Below are 18,800 nucleotides of genomic sequence, written 5' to 3'. Positions count from 1 at the left end.
TCCCGTATACGGCGGTATTTTCTAACCACACAATATCTTCCGGAGATGTTGCAATGCGTATTATTTTGTTAGGCAGCCCTGGGTCGGGCAAGGGCACCCAGGCCCAGTTCATCACCGAGAAATTCGGCATCCCCCAAATTTCGACCGGCGACATGCTGCGCGCCGCGGTCCGCGAAGGCACACCGCTGGGTATCGAAGCCAAAAAGGTCATGGATAGCGGCGGCCTGGTTTCCGACGAAATTATTTTAGGCCTGATCAAGGAACGCATTGCCCAGGACGACTGCAAAAACGGCTTTCTGCTGGACGGCTTCCCGCGCACCATCGCCCAGGCTGAAGGCTTGGCCAAAATGGGAGTCGAGCTGGACTACGTCGTGGAAATTGCCGTCGACGACGAGGAAATCATCAAGCGCATGAGTGGCCGCAGAGTGCATCCGGCTTCCGGCCGCAGCTACCATGTCGTATTCAACCCGCCGAAACAGGAAGGTGTCGACGACATCACCGGCGAGCCGCTGATCCAACGCGACGACGACAAGGAAGAAACCGTGCGCAAGCGCCTGAGCGTCTATCACGAGCAAACCAAACCGCTGGTGGGTTTTTATTCCGCAGCCGACCAAACCGCCAAATTCGCCTCGATCGCCGGCGTCGGCTCGGTGCAGGACATCACCGAAAAGCTGTTCGCAGCATTGGCATAACAATAGTTTAGGGTACGCATTTATGCCCTTTCGGGTATCGCGTACCTTTTAGTTAGAGACGGTACGCCGCGCGTACCCTACCAGAGAGAAACCAAGATGGCAGGTAAAACCTTATACGACAAATTGTGGGACGACCACGTCGTTCACACCGAAGACGACGGCTCGTGCTTGATCTATATCGACCGCCAGTTGCTGCATGAAGTGACTTCGCCGCAAGCCTTCGACGGCATGCGGATCTCGGGCCGCAAACCCTGGCGCGTGGCCCGCAATCTGGCGGTGGCCGACCATAACGTGCCGACATCGGGCCGCGCCCAAGGCATTGCCGATCCGGTTTCGAGATTGCAAGTGCAAACCCTGGAAAACAACTGCGCCGAGTTCGGTATTACCGAATTCGACATGGCCGACATCCGCCAAGGCATCGTGCATGTGGTCGGCCCGGAACAAGGCGCCACCCTGCCCGGCATGACCGTGGTCTGCGGCGACTCGCATACCTCGACTCACGGCGCATCGGCCGCGCTGGCCTTCGGTATCGGCACCTCTGAAGTCGAACACGCCCTGGCGACGCAGACGCTGGTACAAAAAAAAGCCAAAAACATGTTGATCAAGGTCAACGGCAAAACCGGTCCCGGCGTCACCGCCAAAGACATCGTGTTGGCGATCATCGGCCAAATCGGCACTGCCGGCGGCACCGGCTACACCATCGAATTCGGCGGCGACGCGATTCGCGCGCTGAGCATGGAAGGCCGCATGACCGTCTGCAACATGGCCATCGAAGCCGGCGCCCGCGCCGGTTTGATCGCCTGCGACGAAAAAACCATCGAGTTCTACCGCGACCGCCCCTATTCGCCTAAAGGCGAAGACTGGAACATGGCGGTGCGTTACTGGGAAAAACTGCATTCCGACGCCGACGCCAAATTCGACAAAGTGATCGAATTCGACGCGGCCGCGATCAAACCGCAAGTGAGCTGGGGCACCTCGCCGGAAATGGTATTGCCGATCGACGCCAGCATTCCCGACCCGACTCAAGAAGCCGATCCGGTCAAAAAGCAAAGCATCGAACGCGCTTTGCAATACATGGGCTTGCAGGCCGGCCAGAAGATCACCGACATCAAATTGGACAAAGTCTTCATCGGTTCCTGCACCAACTCGCGCATCGAAGACCTCCGCGCGGCGGCAGCGGCAATCAAAGGCCGCAAGAAAGCCGCTTCGGTCAAGCAAGTACTGGTCGTGCCCGGTTCCGGCTTGATCAAGCAACAAGCCGAAGCGGAAGGTCTGGACAAAATCTTCATCGCGGCCGATTTCGAATGGCGCGAACCCGGCTGCTCGATGTGTCTGGCAATGAATGCCGACCGGCTGGACGCCGGCGAACATTGCGCCTCGACCTCCAACCGTAACTTCGAAGGCCGCCAGGGTTACGGCGGCCGCACCCACTTGGTCAGCCCCGCGATGGCTGCCGCGGCAGCGATTGCCGGCCACTTTGTCAACGTCGCCGAGGAGGCTTAAACCATGCAGGCTTTTACCACTTTGACCGCTTTGGTTGCACCGCTGGATCGAGCCAACGTCGACACCGATGCGATTATTCCGAAACAGTTTTTGAAGTCTATCCGCCGTGCCGGTTTCGGTCCGTATTTGTTCGACGAATGGCGTTATCTGGACCGCGGCGAGCCGGAAATGGATTGCAGCAACCGGCCGCTGAATAAAGACTTCGTGTTGAACCAACCGCAGTATCAAGGCGCTCAAATCCTGTTGACCCGGGAAAACTTCGGTTGCGGCTCGTCGCGCGAACACGCGCCGTGGGCGCTGGAAGATTTCGGTTTCCGCGCCATTATTGCGCCGAGCTTCGCCGATATCTTCTTTAACAACTGCTTCAAGAACGGCATCCTGCCGATCATGCTGCCCGCCGAAACAGTGGACCGCTTGTTCAAGGAACTGGCTGACGGTTACCAATTGACCATCGACCTTGAAACCCAAACCATCACCACGCCCGGCGGCGAGGCGATTGCCTTTAGCGTCGACGAAAACCGCCGCTACCGTTTGCTGAACGGCTTGGACGACATCGCACTGACCTTGCAACACGCGGACAAGATCAAGGCTTACGAAACGGAACGCGCCAAACGCGCGCCCTGGTTGTTCAGAGAAGCTTAAACCGCAAGCATAAGGTCGATTGATGCCCAAAAAAATCGCCGTGTTACCGGGTGACGGCATAGGCCCGGAAATCGTCGCTGAAGCCCTGAAGGTGTTGAGTTTTGTCAACACCGACATGGGCCTCGGCCTCAGTTTCGAGACTGCGCTGGTTGGCGGCGCCGCTTACGACGCCTTCGGCACGCCGCTGCCGCAACAAACCTTGAACCTGTGCAAGAACGCCGACGCAGTGCTGCTGGGAGCAGTGGGTGGCCCGAAATGGGAACCCTTGGCGCACGCGATCCGGCCGGAACGCGGCTTGCTGGGCATCCGCTCGGAGCTGAACCTGTTTTCCAACTTGCGGCCGGCGATTTTGTACCCGCAACTGGTGCACGCCTCGACGCTGAAACCGGAAGTGGTTTCCGGCCTGGATCTGATGATTGTTCGCGAATTGACCGGAGGCATCTACTTCGGCCAACCGCGCGGCATCCATATTGCCGAATCCGGGGAAAAGGTCGGCGCCAATACCGAAATTTACAGCGAATCCGAAATTCGCCGTATTGCCCATTCCGCATTCCGTATCGCTCAAAAACGCCATAAAAGGCTGTGCTCGGTCGACAAAGCCAACGTGCTGGAAGTCACCGAATTGTGGCGCAACGTGATGACCGAAGTCGGCAAGGACTATCCCGACATCGAGCTGAGCCACATGTACGTCGACAATGCGGCAATGCAGTTGGTGCGGGCACCGAAACAGTTCGATGTCATCGTTACGACCAATATGTTCGGCGATATCTTATCCGACGTTGCGGCGATGCTGACCGGTTCGATCGGCATGCTGCCGTCGGCTTCGCTGGACGCCAATGCCAAGGGCATGTACGAACCGATCCACGGTTCGGCGCCGGACATCGCCGGCCAAGGCATCGCCAATCCGCTGGCGACGATTTTGTCGGTGGCGATGATGCTCAGATACACCTTCAACCAACCCGAAGCGGCCGAACGCATCGAAGCGGCGGTCAATGCGGCGCTGGATTCCAACGTGCGCACCGCCGATATTTACTCCGACGGCATGACCCAAGTCACTACGTCCGGCATGGGCGACGCCGTTCTCAAAGCTTTACAAGGATAATCCACGATGTCTAAAACCTACGATGTAGCGGTCGCCGGCGCCACCGGCGCGGTCGGCGAAACCATGATTTCCATTCTGGAAGAGCGCAATTTCCCGGTCGGCAAAGTGTATGCGCTGGCCAGCGAACGTTCGGCGGGCAAACGCATTCCATTTAAAGACGGCTCGCTGGTCGTTGAAGATTTGGCTACATTCGATTTTTCCAAAGTCCAGATCGGCCTGTTCTCGCCCGGTGCCTCGGTATCGGCCGAATACGCGCCGAAAGCCGCGGCGGCCGGCTGCGTCGTGATCGACAACACCTCGCAATTTCGCTACGACGACGACATCCCGCTGGTGGTGCCGGAAGTCAATCCGGAAAAAGTCGCCGACTACAAGAACCGCGGCATCATCGCCAACCCGAATTGCTCCACCATTCAGATGCTGGTGGCCTTGAAACCGATTTACGATGCAGTCGGCATCAGCCGCATCAACGTCGCCACTTATCAGGCCGTATCCGGCACCGGCAAGGAAGCGATCGAAGAACTGGCGACGCAAACCGCCAATTTGTTAAATGCGAAACCGGTTTCGCCCAGCGTTTATCCGAAACAGATCGCCTTCAACGTATTGCCGCAAATCGACGTGTTCATGGACAACGGCTACACCAAGGAAGAAATGAAAATGGTCTGGGAAACTCGAAAAATCCTGGGCGATGCCGATATCCTGGTTAATCCTACCGCAGTGCGGGTGCCGGTATTTTTCGGCCACTCCGAAGCAGTGCATATCGAAACCAAGCAGAAAATATCCGCGGCACGCGTGCGCGAATTGCTGAGCCATGCGCCGGGCGTCACCTTGCTGGACAAACGAGAAAACGGCGGCTATCCGACTGCAGTAACGGAGTCCTCCGGCCACGACGACGTCTTCGTCGGCAGGATCCGCGAAGATATCTCGCATCCAAGCGGAATCGATCTGTGGGTAGTCAGCGATAACGTCAGAAAGGGTGCCGCGCTTAACAGTGTGCAGATTGCCGAACTGCTGGTAAAAAGCCACATCTAGTCTAAGCTTAGCTCTGTTTTTTGTGAGGTCGTCGCACCGAGGTGTCACCAGTGAAGGAAAGCAATGTGAGCAATTTAACTAAAGCTTTAGCGGTTGTCTCGCTACTGGCACCGGTTAACGCCCTGCCGCTCGGCATCGGCGAAATACAATTGCATTCCGCGCTGAATCAACACCTCAATGCCGAAATTAAACTGACCGTCGATCCGAGCGAAAATCCGTCCGACGTGTCGGTTCGCTTGGCGCCGCCGGAGAAGTTCGACCAAGCGGGCGTAGTCTGGAATTATTTTCTGTCGAAAATCAGGTTCGAGCCTGTCGTACAGGCCAATGGCTCCATCCTTGTCAAAATCACTTCGCGGGAAGTGTTGACCGAGCCGTTTCTGGACTTCCTGTTGGAAGTCACCTGGCCGCAAGGCAGCATGACCCGCGAATTCACGCTGCTGATAGACCCGCCCACCGCCTACAACAAAGCCACGATCCCGGTCGTCCAAAGTCCGAGTTATTCCGAGGAACCGCTTGAAGTACCCCCCCGCCCTGCCCGGAAAACCCGCACCGCACCGCGGCGAGCGGTCGCAGCGGAGCCGGGTGATAGCGCCAATCAGCAAATTGCTACCGACGGCGAATACGGTCCCATACAAAAAACAGACACGTTATGGAGTGTCGCCGCTCGACTAGGCCAAGAACGGAATGTGCCGACGTATCAAATGCTGAATGCATTGCATAGAGCCAATCCCGAGGCATTCAATAACGGCAACATCAACTCGCTGAAAGAAGGCGCCCTGTTAAAAATCCCGAACCTGGAGCCGGGCCAACAACCGCTACGGGCAGAGTCCAAACCAGCGGCCAAACAAGCAAAGACCGAACCGGCAGCGGCAGAAAAAGTCGCCAAACCTTTGGAGCTGATCGCCCCGTCGGAAGCCAAACTTGGCACCAATACCGCTATTGGCGAGAAAGCCAAATCCGGCTCGCATTCGACGGCCCCGCATGCCGGCGCGGAAAGCGCGGCAGAAACCTCCGGTGACGGCAAAGATCTCGAACTGCAAGCCCGCATCGAAAAGCTGGAACAACAGCTGAACATGATGCAGCAGTTGCTGGCATTAAAAGACCAGCAACTCGCGTCGCTACAAAACAATAAACAAGCACCGGCGCTAGCCGAAACCGTGCCGTCGCCAGCTCCCGCTCAGACGGCGCCTGCGGTAACGCCACCAGAGAAAGCGGAACCCAGCCAGACGCAAGCGCCAACCCCAGCTCCAGCACCAACAGCGGAACAACCTGCGCCACAGCCGGCTCCGCCACCAGCGCCGAGACCGGTAATAAAAGTGGCGCCGCCGGCTCCGGCTCCGGCTGCCGAAGAGGAAGGGCTATTTTCGTCCGATGCTTACTATTGGATCATCGGCGGCCTGGGCAGCGGCGTGCTCGGATTACTGGGCTGGTTACTCTGGCGCAAGCGGAACATAGACGAACGCATCAACACCGAAAGCATGTTTGCTTCGGCCAGCCAAATCCAAATGCCGGATTCTGAAAGCAGTCTCTCGGTGCCGATCATGGACATCAGCAACACGTCAGAATATGACGTCGGTACTGTCGGGGAAAGTTCGTTTATCAGCGATTTCACGCCGAGCGATTTCGACGCGTTCGACACCGACCAAAACGAAGTCGACCCAATCTCGGAAGCCGACGTTTATCTGGCATACGGCCGCTACCAACAAGCTGAAGAACTGATCCGGCATGCGATTCAGGAACAGCCGAACCGCGACGAATGCAAACTGAAACTACTGGAAATCTTTTACGCCAGCGAAAATAAAGACGCTTTCTGCGCTTACGCCAGAGAGCTGGCCGACGCCGGCAAAAAAGCCGACAAGCCGTTCTGGAAAAAAATCGCGGACATGGCCAAAGAAATTGCGGCGGACTCGCCCCTATTCGCTGCCGAAGCCGACCATTCCAGCGCAGCTGTTGCGGCAGTTGCGGTCAACGAATCATTCGAGCCCACCTTCGTTACAGCCCCCTCGACCGAAGCCGAAACGGCCACTCTGGAAGATGACTCGGTGTTCGCGCTACTGGATAACGAATTGGCGGATCTGGACCTGGATCTCGATAAAAACCTGGAACTGGACGATAACGGCCTGGATTTCGATTTAGGCGAATTCGACAGCGGCGCGAAATCCAAAACGCCGGACCTGAAAAGCGTATCCCTTGACCACGCTGCCCCTGCGGATCGGGACGAACCGACTGTCGACGATAAACATATCGAATCCTTTGATTTCAATTTAGATTTCGCCGCGCCGGGAGTGGACGAGAAACCCCAATCCGCCGCCGTCAGCGACGACCTTGCGCTGGAGACCATAGAATTCTCCAGCATTGCCGACGACGAGCCGCAAACCGCAGACAGCTCGTCCGCAGCAAACGCCAGCATCGATAGCTTCGATTTTAATTTCGAGCTGGAAGCGCCAAAAACAGCTAAGTCCGAGCAGGTTGCCGACAATGGACTGGCATCTGCCGAGGAATCGACGCTGGAGATTGAAGGTTTCGATTTCAGCGACGTGGTTACGGAAGTGACGCAAGCAGAATCAGCAGCAGAGCCGGTTGTAGCCGATATCGAAAGCTTCGATTTTAATTTCGATGCAGACCTAGCGGCTCCCGAGTTGGCAAGCACTGCCCACAAAGCCGATTCGCCGCTGAATCTGGAATCGGAATTAAAACTGGAAACATTCGACTTCTCCGACTTCGACAGTCTGAGTCCGAAACCGGCCGAAACCGGGGACACGACTAAATCCGACGCAATAGACGATTTTAATTTCGAATTCGATTTCGACGCGCCGATTATCAGCTCCGGCAGCGACGACAAATTCGAAGTCGGCGTATCCGATCTGACCGACATGGACGAGTACGAAACCAAAATCGACTTGGCAAAGGCCTATATCGACATGGGCGATTTGGACGCAGCAAAAACGATTGCCGAAGATGTGCTAGCCAAAGGTTCCAAGCAACAACAGCAGGTGGCGCAGGCCTTGTTGGACGAGTTGAAATAACCCGGAACTGTTTCGCCCGCTTATTCCGCCGCCAGAGCTGTAGCAGCCGCCGTTTAACCGGCGGCCAACGATTGCAATACCGCAGCCTGATTATTCAACAACCACACCGATTTTTGCTTCAACACCTCGAAATGCTGGTCGGCCTGTGCCAATTGGTTGGACAGCAAGGCCTGCTCCAGACTTTCGGTCACGGTCCGACAATCGGCAAAATCGAAAAAACAAAAGGTACCGTGCAATTTATGCACAATTTCCCACGCTTGCTGATTAGCCGATTCACCTAAAAGGCGTTCGATATCGGCCAATTGGACCGGCAATTCGGCAAATAACTTGCTGATCAACATTTGGCTGAGCGGCTTGTTATCACGGGTTTTGCCCAACAATTGCCGGGCGTAATAGTCCACACCAACGTCTTCCGCTTGCCACCGTTCCAAGATTTCCTGCAGCCGCGCCAAACGGATCGGCTTGACCAGATAATCGTCGAATCCGACCGCCAATGCCTGTATACGCTGACTTTCCTGCGCATGGGCAGTGACGGCAACGGCCGGCGTCTGGCAGTTCGGACCTGACTGGGAGCGCAACCGGCTGATTAAATCGAAGCCGCTCAGAAACGGCATATTCAAATCCAGAAATAGCAGGCTAAATCGGTGCTGCTCCAATAAACTCCACGCCTGGCGGCCGTCGCCGGCCAACATCACATCCTGAGTCCATTGCGACAATTGCTCGCAAAGCAGCCAAAGATTGGTTTCGTTGTCGTCGGCTATCAATATTTTACAGTCAGCAGCCATGGTTAAATCCGTTATTGCGCCGTCCGGCTCAAGTCGATTGGAAAGCTCAGTTTAATTTCGGCCGATCTGGAATTCAATTCGCCCGCGGACTGCAAACATAAAAAAACCCCGGTTCCTTACGGAGACCGGGGTTTCTGGCCAAAGCCGGGATGAATTACATCATGCCGCCCATGCCGCCCATGCCGCCCATATCAGGCATTGCCGGGCCTTTGTTGTCGCTTGGTGCGTCAGCGATCATCACTTCGGTGGTGATCATCAGACCGGCAACGGAAGCGGCGTTTTGCAGCGCTGAACGAGTCACTTTCGCCGGGTCCAGAATACCCATCGCGATCATGTCGCCGTATTCGCCGGTTGCGGCGTTGTAACCAAAGTTGCCACTGCCTTTTTTGACTTCGTTCAGAACGACCGAGGCTTCATCGCCGGCATTGCTGACGATTTGACGCAAAGGCTCTTCCATCGCGCGGCGCAGGATGCTGATACCGACGTCTTGGTCGTGGTTGATGCCTTTCAGGCCTTCCAGAGCAGACAGGGCACGGATCAGCGCAGTACCGCCGCCGGCAACCACACCTTCTTCAACCGCAGCGCGAGTTGAATGCAGGGCGTCTTCGACGCGGGCTTTTTTCTCTTTCATTTCCACTTCGGTTGCGGCGCCGACTTTGATGACCGCAACACCGCCAGCCAGTTTGGCCAGACGTTCTTGCAGTTTTTCACGGTCGTAATCGGAAGTCGCTTCGTCGGCTTGAGCGCGGATTTGCGCAACACGGCCTTTGATTTGGTCTTCGTTACCAGCGCCATCGATGATGGTGGTGTTTTCTTTGTTGATTTGGACGCGTTTTGCAGTACCCAATTGGCTGATGTCGGCTTTTTCCAGAGACAAACCGACTTCTTCAGAAATCACCACACCGCCGGTCAGCACAGCAATGTCTTCCAGCATGGCTTTACGACGATCGCCGAAGCCTGGGGCTTTAACCGCAGCCACTTTAACGATACCGCGCATGTTGTTGACCACCAGAGTAGCCAAAGCTTCGCCTTCGACGTCTTCAGCGATGATCAACAATGAGCGACCGGATTTGGCCACGCCTTCCAGAATCGGCAACATTTCGCGGATGTTGGAGATTTTTTTGTCGTACAGCAACACGAAAGGATCGTCCAATTCGACGCTCATGCTTTCTTGTTTGTTGATGAAGTATGGTGACAAATAGCCGCGGTCGAATTGCATACCTTCGACGACGTCCAAATCATTATCCAGACCGGTGCCTTCTTCAACGGTGATGACGCCTTCTTTACCGACTTTTTCCATCGCTTCGGCGATGATGTCGCCGACAGATGCATCGGAGTTAGCTGAAATAGTACCAACTTGAGCGATGGCTTTGCTGTCGCTGCACGGAATAGAGGCCTCTTCGATGGCTGCAACCGCTTTAGTTACCGCCAGATCGATACCGCGTTTCAGGTCCATCGGGTTCATGCCCGCTGCGACTGATTTCAGGCCTTCGTTGACGATGGCTTGCGCCAGCACGGTTGCAGTGGTGGTACCGTCACCGGCCACGTCTGAAGTTTTGGACGCCACTTCTTTAACCATTTGCGCGCCCATGTTTTCGAATTTGTCTTTCAATTCGATTTCTTTCGCAACAGACACACCGTCTTTGGTGATGGTCGGTGCGCCGAAACTTTTGTCCAGCACGGCGTTACGGCCTTTAGGGCCCAGGGTTACCTTAACCGCGTTCGCCAGAATGTTGACACCGGCTACCATCAAAGCACGGGCGTCGCCACCGAATTTCACGTCTTTTGCTGCCATTTTTTAATTCCTAAATATTTAAAGAGATTGAAAAAGATAAATGAGGTGAATAGGGCTTAGCCCAAGATGCCCATGATGTCTTCTTCGCGCATGACGATATATTGCTCGCCATCGACTTTAACTTCGGTGCCGGAATATTTACCGAACAATACTTTGTCACCGACTTTGACTGCCATAGGACGTACCTGGCCGTTGTCTAACGGTTTACCTGAGCCAACAGCCAGCACTTCACCTTCGCTCGGTTTTTCGGCGGCAGAACCCGGCAGCACGATACCGCCAGCGGTTTTGGTCTCTTCCTCAACACGTTTTACGACTACACGGTCATGTAACGGACGAATTTTCATCAATGTCTCCTCGATTAATAAAGTTAAAGGTTAAAACTGATAAGCTTTTTAAAAAGCCGGCCGCTCCAGAGCGGACAACGCGTTTTTTAAACAACTTGCAATTTATTAGCACTCTCCAATAACGAGTGCTAATAATATCCGGGTTTTGCACTCTGTCAAGCTCTTTGGCATCATCTGCGGCCCAGCCACCACTATCCGCGTTATGAACGACGAACAACTGCTCCGCTACAGCCGGCAGATCATGCTGCCGCAAATCGACATCACCGGTCAGCAAAAACTGCTGGACGCCAAAATCCTGATCGTCGGTGCCGGCGGCCTGGGTTCGCCGGCCTCGATGTATCTCGCCGCTGCCGGTGTCGGCAGTATTACCTTGTACGACGACGATCAAGTGGACCTGAGTAATTTGCAGCGGCAAATAGCCCACGACACAGCCGATATAGGGTTGGATAAAGTAATTTCAACCCGGCAGACGCTGGAAAAAATTAATCCGGAGGTGGCTGTGATGGCGCACAAGCAAAGGCTAGCCGGCGCCAAATTGCGGCACGAAGTCGAATTAGCCGACGTGGTGCTGGATTGCAGCGACAATTTCGCCACCCGTTTCGCCATCAACCAAGCCTGCGTAGAACAACGGACCCCGTTGGTATCCGGCGCCGCGATCCGTTTCGAGGGCCAAATCAGCGTGTTCACACCCGGCCGTAACCAAAGCCCGTGCTACAACTGCCTGTACCAAAGCGACGGCGAAGAGTTGCAAAATTGCGCCAGGAACGGCGTGGTCGCCCCGATCACCGGCATCGTTGGCAGCATGCAGGCGCTAGAGACGATAAAATTGCTGACCGGAATCGGCGATCCGTTGACCGGACGCTTATTGATGCTGGACGGCCTAAGTATGGAATGGCGCACCATGCGGTTAAAGAAAAACCCGAGTTGCCCAACCTGCGGCGATACGGCCGGCGGACACGCATAAAAAAGCCGGGATAACCCCGGCTTTTACCGATCACTTTGGCGGCTCAGCTTTTGCCAAGTTTGCCTTTGACCGCGTCAATCGCTTTGGCCACCGCGTTCAACACCGGCGATTCGCTGTCGCCGTGCGGCTCAATGTCGCCGAACGGCTCGCCGTTTTTCATCGTGTACATATAAATGAAATACCCTAACGGTGCGAACGCGAAGATGGCAATAATCAGCATCAAAACCACCAGTTCGATAACTCCGCCCATAACTACCTCCAACTATTTGTTTTTATTTTAATTTAGAATAAGGCCACAGGCCTCGGTTACGGACTATAACCCCATAACCAACAAGGAACAAGCAGAAGATGACGATTGTCAATCCGAAGCGCATGCCGGCCCGAATCGGCGCCGAAAAACCGCGCACAACCCCTCTGCCACAACCGTTTTTCTGAGACCATGAAGCAAAATCCGCAACCCCTTTGGCATAACCTGGCGCCGGAGCAGTTACTGTCGCAACTGGACGTGCAACTCGGCGCCGGCCTGTCCAGCCAAACCGCCCAGTCCAGACTGGAAGAAGCCAGCCCCAACCGCCTGACGCCGCCGCGCGGCAAAGGCCCGTTGCGCTTACTGCTCAGCCAATTCCACCAACCGCTGATTTACATCCTGCTGTTTTCAGCCGCCACCACCGCCTTCCTGGAAGAATGGGCCGACAGCAGCGTCATATTCGGCGTAGTGCTGGTCAACGCCATCATCGGCTTCATCCAGGAAGCCAACGCGCTGAAAGCGATCAATGCCCTCGCCCAAACCCTGAACGTCAGCGCCAATGTACTGCGCGACGGCCAACGTCGGACAATAGCGGCCGCCGACTTGGTGCCCGGCGATTTGGTCTATCTGCAATCCGGCGACAAAGTACCGGCCGATTTACGACTGCTGCAAACCCGTGAACTGAAAATAGACGAAGCGGCTTTGACCGGCGAGTCCGTCCCCGCCCAAAAACAGGCCCAGACCTTACCCGCCGCGACCTTACTGGCCGACCGTACCAATATGGCTTATTCGTCGACGCTGGTCAGTTACGGCAGTGCCTTGGCAGTAGTAGTCGGCACCGGCGACGACACCGAAATCGGCCGCATCAACCGTTTGATCGCGGCGGCCGAACCGCTGGAAACGCCATTGACCCGGAAAATGAGCCAATTCAGCCAATTGCTGCTGTGGGCCATCGTCGCGTGCGCGGCGCTGACATTTGCCGTCGGCGTCTGGCGCGGCGAAAGCGCACTGGATATGTTCATGGCCGCCGTGGCATTGGCGGTCGGCGCGATTCCGGAAGGCTTGCCGGCGGCGCTGACCATCACACTGGCGATTGGCGTCTCGCGCATGGCCAAGCGTAACGCGATCATCCGCAAACTGCCCGCAGTGGAAACCTTGGGCAGCACCACGGTGATTTGTTCGGACAAAACCGGCACGCTGACCCAAAACCAGATGACAGTGCAATTCGTCTATGCCGGCGGCGAACAGTTCGCCGTCAGCGGCAGCGGCTACACGCCGGACGGCGAATTTCACGCGGCCGGCCAACCGGTCGATGCCCAACAAAAACCGGCTCTGCTCGAATGTTTGAAAGCCGGGCTGCTGTGCAACGATGCCCGTTTGATCGCCGATGTCGACAGTTGGCGGATCGAAGGCGACCCGACCGAGGCGGCGTTGTTGGTCTCCGCCCACAAAGCCGGTTTGCACCACGCCAGCGTCAGCAACGGCCATCCACGGCTGGACGCCATTCCGTTCGAATCGCAATACCAGTTCATGGCCACGCTGCACCACAATCTGGCGCTGGACGAACGCCACGTTTACTTGAAAGGCTCGCTGGAAAGCTTGCTCGACCGCTGCGACCGCGCGTTTTCCGCCGATTTGCAACCGGTTCCGCTCGACAAAACCCAACTGCAACGCCAAGTCGAAATCCTGGCCGCGCAAGGACTGCGCGTGCTGGCCTTCGCCCGTACCGACCACGGCGACGATGCCGTCGACCACAACGAAGTCCGCAGCGGCCTTACATTTCTCGGCCTGCAAGCGATGATAGACCCGCCGCGGCCGGAAGCGGCCCGGGCGATAGCCGCCTGCTACCGGGCCGGCATCGCCGTAAAAATGATCACCGGTGACCACCCGGTCACGGCTTTGGCAATCGCCAAGCAACTCGGCATGCGCCACAGCGAAAAGGCCATTACCGGCAGCGAACTGGAAAATTACGCCGAAGCCGACTATCTGCAGCAGGTCGAACATTGCAGCGTTTACGCCCGCATCGCCCCGGAGCAAAAACTGCTTCTGGTCCGCGCCCTACAAGCCAAAGGCCACGTCGTGGCGATGACCGGCGACGGCGTCAACGACGCGCCGGCCTTGCGCCAGGCCAACATCGGCGTAGCGATGGGGCTGGGCGGCACCGAAGTCGCTAAGGAAGCGGCAGCCATGGTGCTGACCGACGACCATTTCGCGACGATAGAAGCCGCCGTCGAAGAAGGCCGCGGCGTGTTCGACAATCTGGTGAAGTTCATCGCCTGGACCCTGCCGACCAATCTCGGCGAAGGCCTGGTCATCACCGCAGCGGTATTCGCCAACGTGGCATTGCCGATCACGCCGCTGCAGATTTTGTGGATCAATATGACCACGGCCGTGCTATTGGGATTGATGCTGGCCTTCGAACCCAAGGAACCGGGCTTGATGCAGCGTCAGCCGCGCAATCCGGAGCAGCCGATCCTGACCCGGCACTTGCTGTTTCGGATCTGTCTGGTCGGCGTGCTGTTGCTGGCTGGCGCCTTCGGCTTGTTCGAATGGGAATTGACGCAGCAAGCAACCTTGGCCAAAGCCCGTACGGTCTCGGTAAACGTGTTCGTGTTCGGCGAATTGTTTTATTTGTTCAATTGCCGTTCTTTACGTTATTCGATGTTTAAAGTCGGCGTATTTTCCAATCCCTGGGTCTTGGTCGGCGTCAGCGCCATGATCGCCCTGCAGTTATTGTTCACTTACTGGCCGGTCATGCAGCAATTGTTCGGCAGCGCGGCGATCGGCCAGGACGAATGGCTATTGATTTTGGCGGTCAGCCTGGCGATTTACGCCATCGTCGGCCTGGAAAAGTTACTGCTGCGCCGCTTCGGCCGCCGCCGTTGACGTCGCCTGCAATGCCGACAACAGCAAGGCCAAACTATCCAACGACTGTTTGACCTCCGCGTCCCGGGCTTCGGTCTGGGCGCGGACGATAGCGCCGTCTATCGCGACCGCCGCCGCTTGCGCCAGCACATCGCTCTGAGGCGTATCAACCAGCAACTCCCGAATCACCATCGCCATGTCTTGCTTATGGCTATGGCAAATCTCGACGACATCCGGCAACGCGCCGCCCAGTTCGGCAACGCTATTGATAAATGCGCAGCCCCGGTAAATCGGCTTGCGGAACCATTCCGCCATCACCTCGACCAGCGGCAATAGCCCGCTTCCCGCAAAGCCGCCATGGCGCCGGATCGCGTCGGCAAACCATTCCATCCAGATCCGGTGCCGGTAATCCAGAAACGCCCTAATCAAATCGTTCTTGCTCGGAAAGTGGCGATAGAACGTGACTTTGGTAACGCCCGACTCGGCAATCACTTTATCGACGCCGGTGGCGCGAATACCTTCGCGGTAAAACAAGTCCTGCGCCGCCAGTAAAATTCGCTCGCGCGCGGGTAATTCGGAAGCGGTTTTCGAGGAATCCATAGCCATGGCCCGATTGTAGACAACTCTGTCTACCATTGCTACCATGACCATGTAGACAAGCCTGTCTACACAATCCTCATCTTTCGGGAGCGCACTATGGAAACCAAACCCCCCCTTCCCCCGTTCACCGCCGAAACCGCCGCGCAAAAAGTGCGGATGGCCGAAGACGCCTGGAACAGCCGCGACCCGGATCGGGTCGTGCAGGTCTATACCGAACACAGCCGCTGGCGCAACCGCGCCGAATTTCCGGTGGGCCGGCAACAGATCAAAGAATTTTTGCAACGCAAATGGGCCAAGGAACTGGACTACCGGTTAATCAAGGAATTATGGGCCTTCAGCGATAACCGCATCGCGGTTCGGTTTGCGTACGAATGGCACGACGACGCCGGCAACTGGTTCCGTAGTTACGGCAACGAAAATTGGGAGTTCAACGAATTTGGCCTGATGCAGCGTCGCTTTGCCAGCATCAACGATTTGCCGATCAAAGACAGCGAGCGCCTGTTTCACTGGCCGCTGGGCCGCCGTCCGGACGATCACGCCGGGTTGACCGATTTGGGTTTGTGAATTGTTGGTAGAGGCAACTCTATTCGCCTTTCCCAAACAAAAAGGGGCGGTTAACCCGCCCCTGCCGTTTTTCTAAGGCGAGAACGACTTAGTGGCTAACGTCGACCTTACCGCCTTTGGGCTGGCCGATCTCGGCCAGCATTTTGTTGAACCAGTCAGCATCGATATTGAACGGCTTGCCGCCTTTGATACGCGGGAATTCGATGGCCCGCAACACGTTGCCGTTGTCTTCGTCGTGGCCGATCACGCCGGATTCGCGGCGGAAGGCGCACTCGACCGCCAAGTCGGCGCAGGATTTGATCAAACGCATGTCGTCGACGTTGGATGCCGCAGCGCGGGCGAAGTAACCGGATTTTTGCACCAGGGTTTTTTCGGCGCCGACCATTTGCGAGAATTGCTCGCCGAACCATTTGCCGGGGTTGACCGCATCCAGTTTGATGTGGCCGAAGGCGTCGCGCGGCACTTCCTGGCCTTTGGCCTGCATTTCGGCGACGATGGACTCGACGCCGGCACCTTCGGACACGAAGATGTTGACGCAATCGACTTTGTCCATCACCTCGCGCAGGCGCTTGGCCTCGGCTTCCAGGTCGATCGCCATTTCCGGGACGAATACCGCGTGGACCTCGTAAGACTCACGGCTCAAGCCCAATTCCGGCAGCCAATCGGCTTTATCCAGCAATTTGCGGTATTCCTGGGCGGTGGCGGCGGTCAGCCAGCCGCAGTTGCGGCCCATGACTTCGTGAACGATCAGCATGCGCGGGTTGGCGTTGTTCTCGGCCACCACGTTCATGAAGTAGCGCGCGCCTTGCTCGGCGGCGGTCCAGGCACCCAGCGATTGCTTGATCGGGAACACGTCGTTATCGACGGTTTTCGGCAAACCGATCACGGTCAGACCATAGTTGTTCTTCGCCAAAAATGCCGCCAGATCGGCCGCGGCGGTATTGGTGTCGTCGCCGCCGATGGTGTGCAGAATATCGACGCCGTCTTTGATCAACTGGTCGGCCGCAACTTTTTGCGGGTCTTCGCCTTCTTTAACCAATCCGCGTTTGACGCAGTCTTTGACATTCGTCAGTTTGACCCGGCTATTGCCGATCACGGAACCGCCGAAACGTTGCAGTAAACCGGCTTTTTGACGCACTTCCGCGGTGACAGGGTATGAATCTCCCAGCAACAGGCCTTTGTAGCCGCCGCGGTAGCAGATGATTTCGATACTCGGATCAATTTCCGTGTAACGTTCAATCAAGCTGCCGATAGCAGAGTTCAGACATGGCGCCAAACCGCCAGCGGTAAGAATTGCGACTTTTTTTGGTTTACTCATGAGCGTTTCGAATAAATAGTTATGAAAAGGGATGGCTAGAGTTATGCGCCATCGGCATTGGAGCCGCCTCTGCGCCGGCGTTGCCCGCCTTTGGCGCGCAGTGTCAGCCGAATCGGCGCAAGCCGCGCGATTCTAACACAAGCTTTTCGTTTCTCGGCCACCGAACTGAAATCGCTTAACTCGCCCAATTTAAACGGTTGCGCCACAAACACCAGAGTCTGCCAATCCGGGGTCATGGCGGCCGGCACCAGCGCCGAGTAGGTAACGGGTTCCGGACCGACGGTAGTTATGCTGATTTTGGTAAAGTCGCCTTCGCTGCTAAACGACAGCGACAGATAATCGCTGAGCGCCGCTTCCGTTTGCGACGCGATAAAATCGTCCAGTGAAAGCGCCAGCCGGTGGTGTTTTCGGATTGGCGACTGCTGACAGGAATGGTTGGACATATAGGTACTCCGCAATGCTCTCGCTTCAAGGCTGAGCGGATGATAGCCGCTATCCGGGGAACGGCTAGTGTACCAAGGTTCTAAACCCTAAAAAATCAATCTGTTAGCGCTTGCAAGACAGCCAATCCTCCACCATCCGGCAGAATGTTTCCGGCGCTTCGACATACAGCCAGTGCCCGGTATCCGGGATTGTGCTGATCCTGGCAGCGGGAAATGCCTGGTACACGGCCTGCTCGTCGATGTATTTCGAGCGCTCGCCGCCGATAAACAAGGCCGGCCTGGCGAACGTGGTGGTATCGGCGTCGGGAAAACCGACGATATGGTGGGCGTTGCGCCGCATGATATCCAGGTCGATCCGCCAGTAGTACTGACCATCCTTTAGCAACAGGTTTTGCAGCAAGAACTGGCGGTAAGCCAAATCCGGAATCGCGTCGACCAGAGCTTCCTCCGCTTGTTTGCGGTTGCCGATACTCTCTACCGGCAAGCTGCCCAACGCATCGATCAACGCATCGAAGCTGTGCTGGTAACTGACCGGAGCAATGTCGGCAACGATCAGGTTGGCAACACGCTGAGGATGCTGCAAAGCCAACCACATCACCGCCTTGCCGCCCATGCTGTGACCGAGCAAATCGGCGGCGGCGATGCCGTGCCGATCCAGAAACGCAATCAAATCGCCGGCCATGCTCGGGTAGTCCAGATGCTCGGCCTGGGGCGAACCGCCATGGTTGCGCATATCCAGCACGTAAACATGACGCTTGACGGCCAGACGCTTGGCGACGGTGCGCCAATTTCGCGCCGCCGCCAAGAAGCCGTGGACGATGATCAGCGGAGTCCCGGCCGGTTCGCCGTGGCTTTCGTAAACCAATTCGACGCTGGTCATG

Annotated in this window: 17 protein-coding genes; 9 read left to right on the top strand and 8 right to left on the bottom strand. The window is 56.6% G+C overall.

From position 1 onward, the window contains the following. Positions 1–53: 53 nt before the first annotated feature. From adk to PL263_RS18000, 6 genes are all read left to right on the top strand, one after another. Positions 54–692 (top strand): adenylate kinase, encoded by a 639-nt coding sequence (gene adk, locus PL263_RS18025; RefSeq protein WP_278210667.1) that lies wholly within the window; start codon positions 54–56, stop codon positions 690–692. A 96-nt stretch (positions 693–788) separates the two neighbouring features. Then, positions 789–2,195, top strand: a complete 1,407-nt coding sequence (gene leuC, locus PL263_RS18020; RefSeq protein ID WP_278210666.1) for a 3-isopropylmalate dehydratase large subunit — start codon at positions 789–791, stop codon at positions 2,193–2,195. A 3-nt stretch (positions 2,196–2,198) separates the two neighbouring features. After that, positions 2,199–2,837, top strand: a complete 639-nt coding sequence (gene leuD / locus PL263_RS18015; protein WP_278210665.1) for a 3-isopropylmalate dehydratase small subunit — start codon at positions 2,199–2,201, stop codon at positions 2,835–2,837. A 22-nt stretch (positions 2,838–2,859) separates the two neighbouring features. After that, positions 2,860–3,939, top strand: a complete 1,080-nt coding sequence (gene leuB / locus PL263_RS18010; RefSeq protein ID WP_140912442.1) for a 3-isopropylmalate dehydrogenase — start codon at positions 2,860–2,862, stop codon at positions 3,937–3,939. Positions 3,940–3,945: 6 nt separating this feature from the next. Beyond that, positions 3,946–4,968, top strand: coding sequence for an aspartate-semialdehyde dehydrogenase (locus PL263_RS18005; RefSeq protein WP_278210664.1), 1,023 nt, complete (start codon positions 3,946–3,948; stop codon positions 4,966–4,968). A gap of 65 nt (positions 4,969–5,033) precedes the next feature. Then, complete coding sequence (locus PL263_RS18000; protein WP_278210663.1) at positions 5,034–7,994, top strand: FimV/HubP family polar landmark protein; 2,961 nt, start codon at positions 5,034–5,036, stop codon at positions 7,992–7,994. Positions 7,995–8,047: 53 nt separating this feature from the next. On the opposite strand, the gene PL263_RS17995 is transcribed toward PL263_RS18000, so the two are convergent. From PL263_RS17995 to groES, 3 genes are all read right to left on the bottom strand, one after another. Next, positions 8,048–8,779, bottom strand: a complete 732-nt coding sequence (locus tag PL263_RS17995; protein WP_278210662.1) for a response regulator — start codon at positions 8,777–8,779, stop codon at positions 8,048–8,050. 154 nt (positions 8,780–8,933) lie between these two features. After that, positions 8,934–10,574, bottom strand: a complete 1,641-nt coding sequence (gene groL, locus PL263_RS17990) for a chaperonin GroEL (protein WP_140912446.1) — start codon at positions 10,572–10,574, stop codon at positions 8,934–8,936. Between the two features lie 56 nt (positions 10,575–10,630). After that, the gene (gene groES / locus PL263_RS17985) at positions 10,631–10,918 is read right to left on the bottom strand and encodes a co-chaperone GroES (RefSeq protein WP_054760220.1); all 288 of its coding nucleotides are present in this window, start codon (positions 10,916–10,918) and stop codon (positions 10,631–10,633) included. A 202-nt stretch (positions 10,919–11,120) separates the two neighbouring features. Here groES and PL263_RS17980 point away from each other — a divergent pair, with 202 nt between their 5' ends. Continuing rightward, complete coding sequence (locus PL263_RS17980) at positions 11,121–11,882, top strand: molybdopterin-synthase adenylyltransferase MoeB (RefSeq protein ID WP_278210660.1); 762 nt, start codon at positions 11,121–11,123, stop codon at positions 11,880–11,882. Between the two features lie 43 nt (positions 11,883–11,925). Here the strand turns inward: PL263_RS17980 and PL263_RS17975 are convergent, their stop codons facing one another. After that, positions 11,926–12,132, bottom strand: coding sequence for a hypothetical protein (locus tag PL263_RS17975; protein ID WP_278210659.1), 207 nt, complete (start codon positions 12,130–12,132; stop codon positions 11,926–11,928). Between the two features lie 189 nt (positions 12,133–12,321). Between PL263_RS17975 and PL263_RS17970 the strand changes: the two genes are divergently transcribed. After that, positions 12,322–15,015: a cation-transporting P-type ATPase gene (locus PL263_RS17970; RefSeq protein ID WP_278210658.1), complete on the top strand. Its 2,694-nt coding sequence runs from the start codon at positions 12,322–12,324 to the stop codon at positions 15,013–15,015. Here the strand turns inward: PL263_RS17970 and PL263_RS17965 are convergent. Continuing rightward, the gene (locus PL263_RS17965; RefSeq protein ID WP_278210656.1) at positions 14,983–15,594 is read right to left on the bottom strand and encodes a TetR/AcrR family transcriptional regulator; all 612 of its coding nucleotides are present in this window, start codon (positions 15,592–15,594) and stop codon (positions 14,983–14,985) included. The two genes, PL263_RS17970 and PL263_RS17965, sit on opposite strands and share 33 nt — an antisense overlap. 96 nt (positions 15,595–15,690) lie before the next feature. On the opposite strand from PL263_RS17965, the gene PL263_RS17960 reads away from it, so the two are divergent. Further along, positions 15,691–16,158: a nuclear transport factor 2 family protein gene (locus tag PL263_RS17960; protein WP_278210655.1), complete on the top strand. Its 468-nt coding sequence runs from the start codon at positions 15,691–15,693 to the stop codon at positions 16,156–16,158. An 88-nt stretch (positions 16,159–16,246) separates the two neighbouring features. On the opposite strand, the gene PL263_RS17955 is transcribed toward PL263_RS17960, so the two are convergent. The 3 genes from PL263_RS17955 to PL263_RS17945 all read right to left on the bottom strand — a co-directional run bounded on the left by PL263_RS17955 (position 16,247) and on the right by PL263_RS17945 (position 18,799). Further along, positions 16,247–17,476 carry a pyrophosphate--fructose-6-phosphate 1-phosphotransferase gene (locus PL263_RS17955; protein ID WP_278210654.1) on the bottom strand — a complete coding sequence of 410 codons (1,230 nt, stop codon included), beginning with the start codon at positions 17,474–17,476 and terminating at the stop codon, positions 16,247–16,249. 41 nt (positions 17,477–17,517) lie between these two features. Next, positions 17,518–17,919: a hypothetical protein gene (locus PL263_RS17950; protein WP_278210653.1), complete on the bottom strand. Its 402-nt coding sequence runs from the start codon at positions 17,917–17,919 to the stop codon at positions 17,518–17,520. A 103-nt stretch (positions 17,920–18,022) separates the two neighbouring features. Beyond that, positions 18,023–18,799: an alpha/beta fold hydrolase gene (locus PL263_RS17945; RefSeq protein ID WP_278210652.1), complete on the bottom strand. Its 777-nt coding sequence runs from the start codon at positions 18,797–18,799 to the stop codon at positions 18,023–18,025. Position 18,800: the final 1 nt, after the last annotated feature.

The organism is Methylomonas sp. EFPC3, assembly GCF_029643245.1.
GTDB classification, from domain to species: domain Bacteria; phylum Pseudomonadota; class Gammaproteobacteria; order Methylococcales; family Methylomonadaceae; genus Methylomonas; species Methylomonas koyamae_B.
The sequence above is the reverse complement of the archived record's forward strand: the minus strand, read 5'-3'. Positions and strand labels throughout refer to the sequence as shown.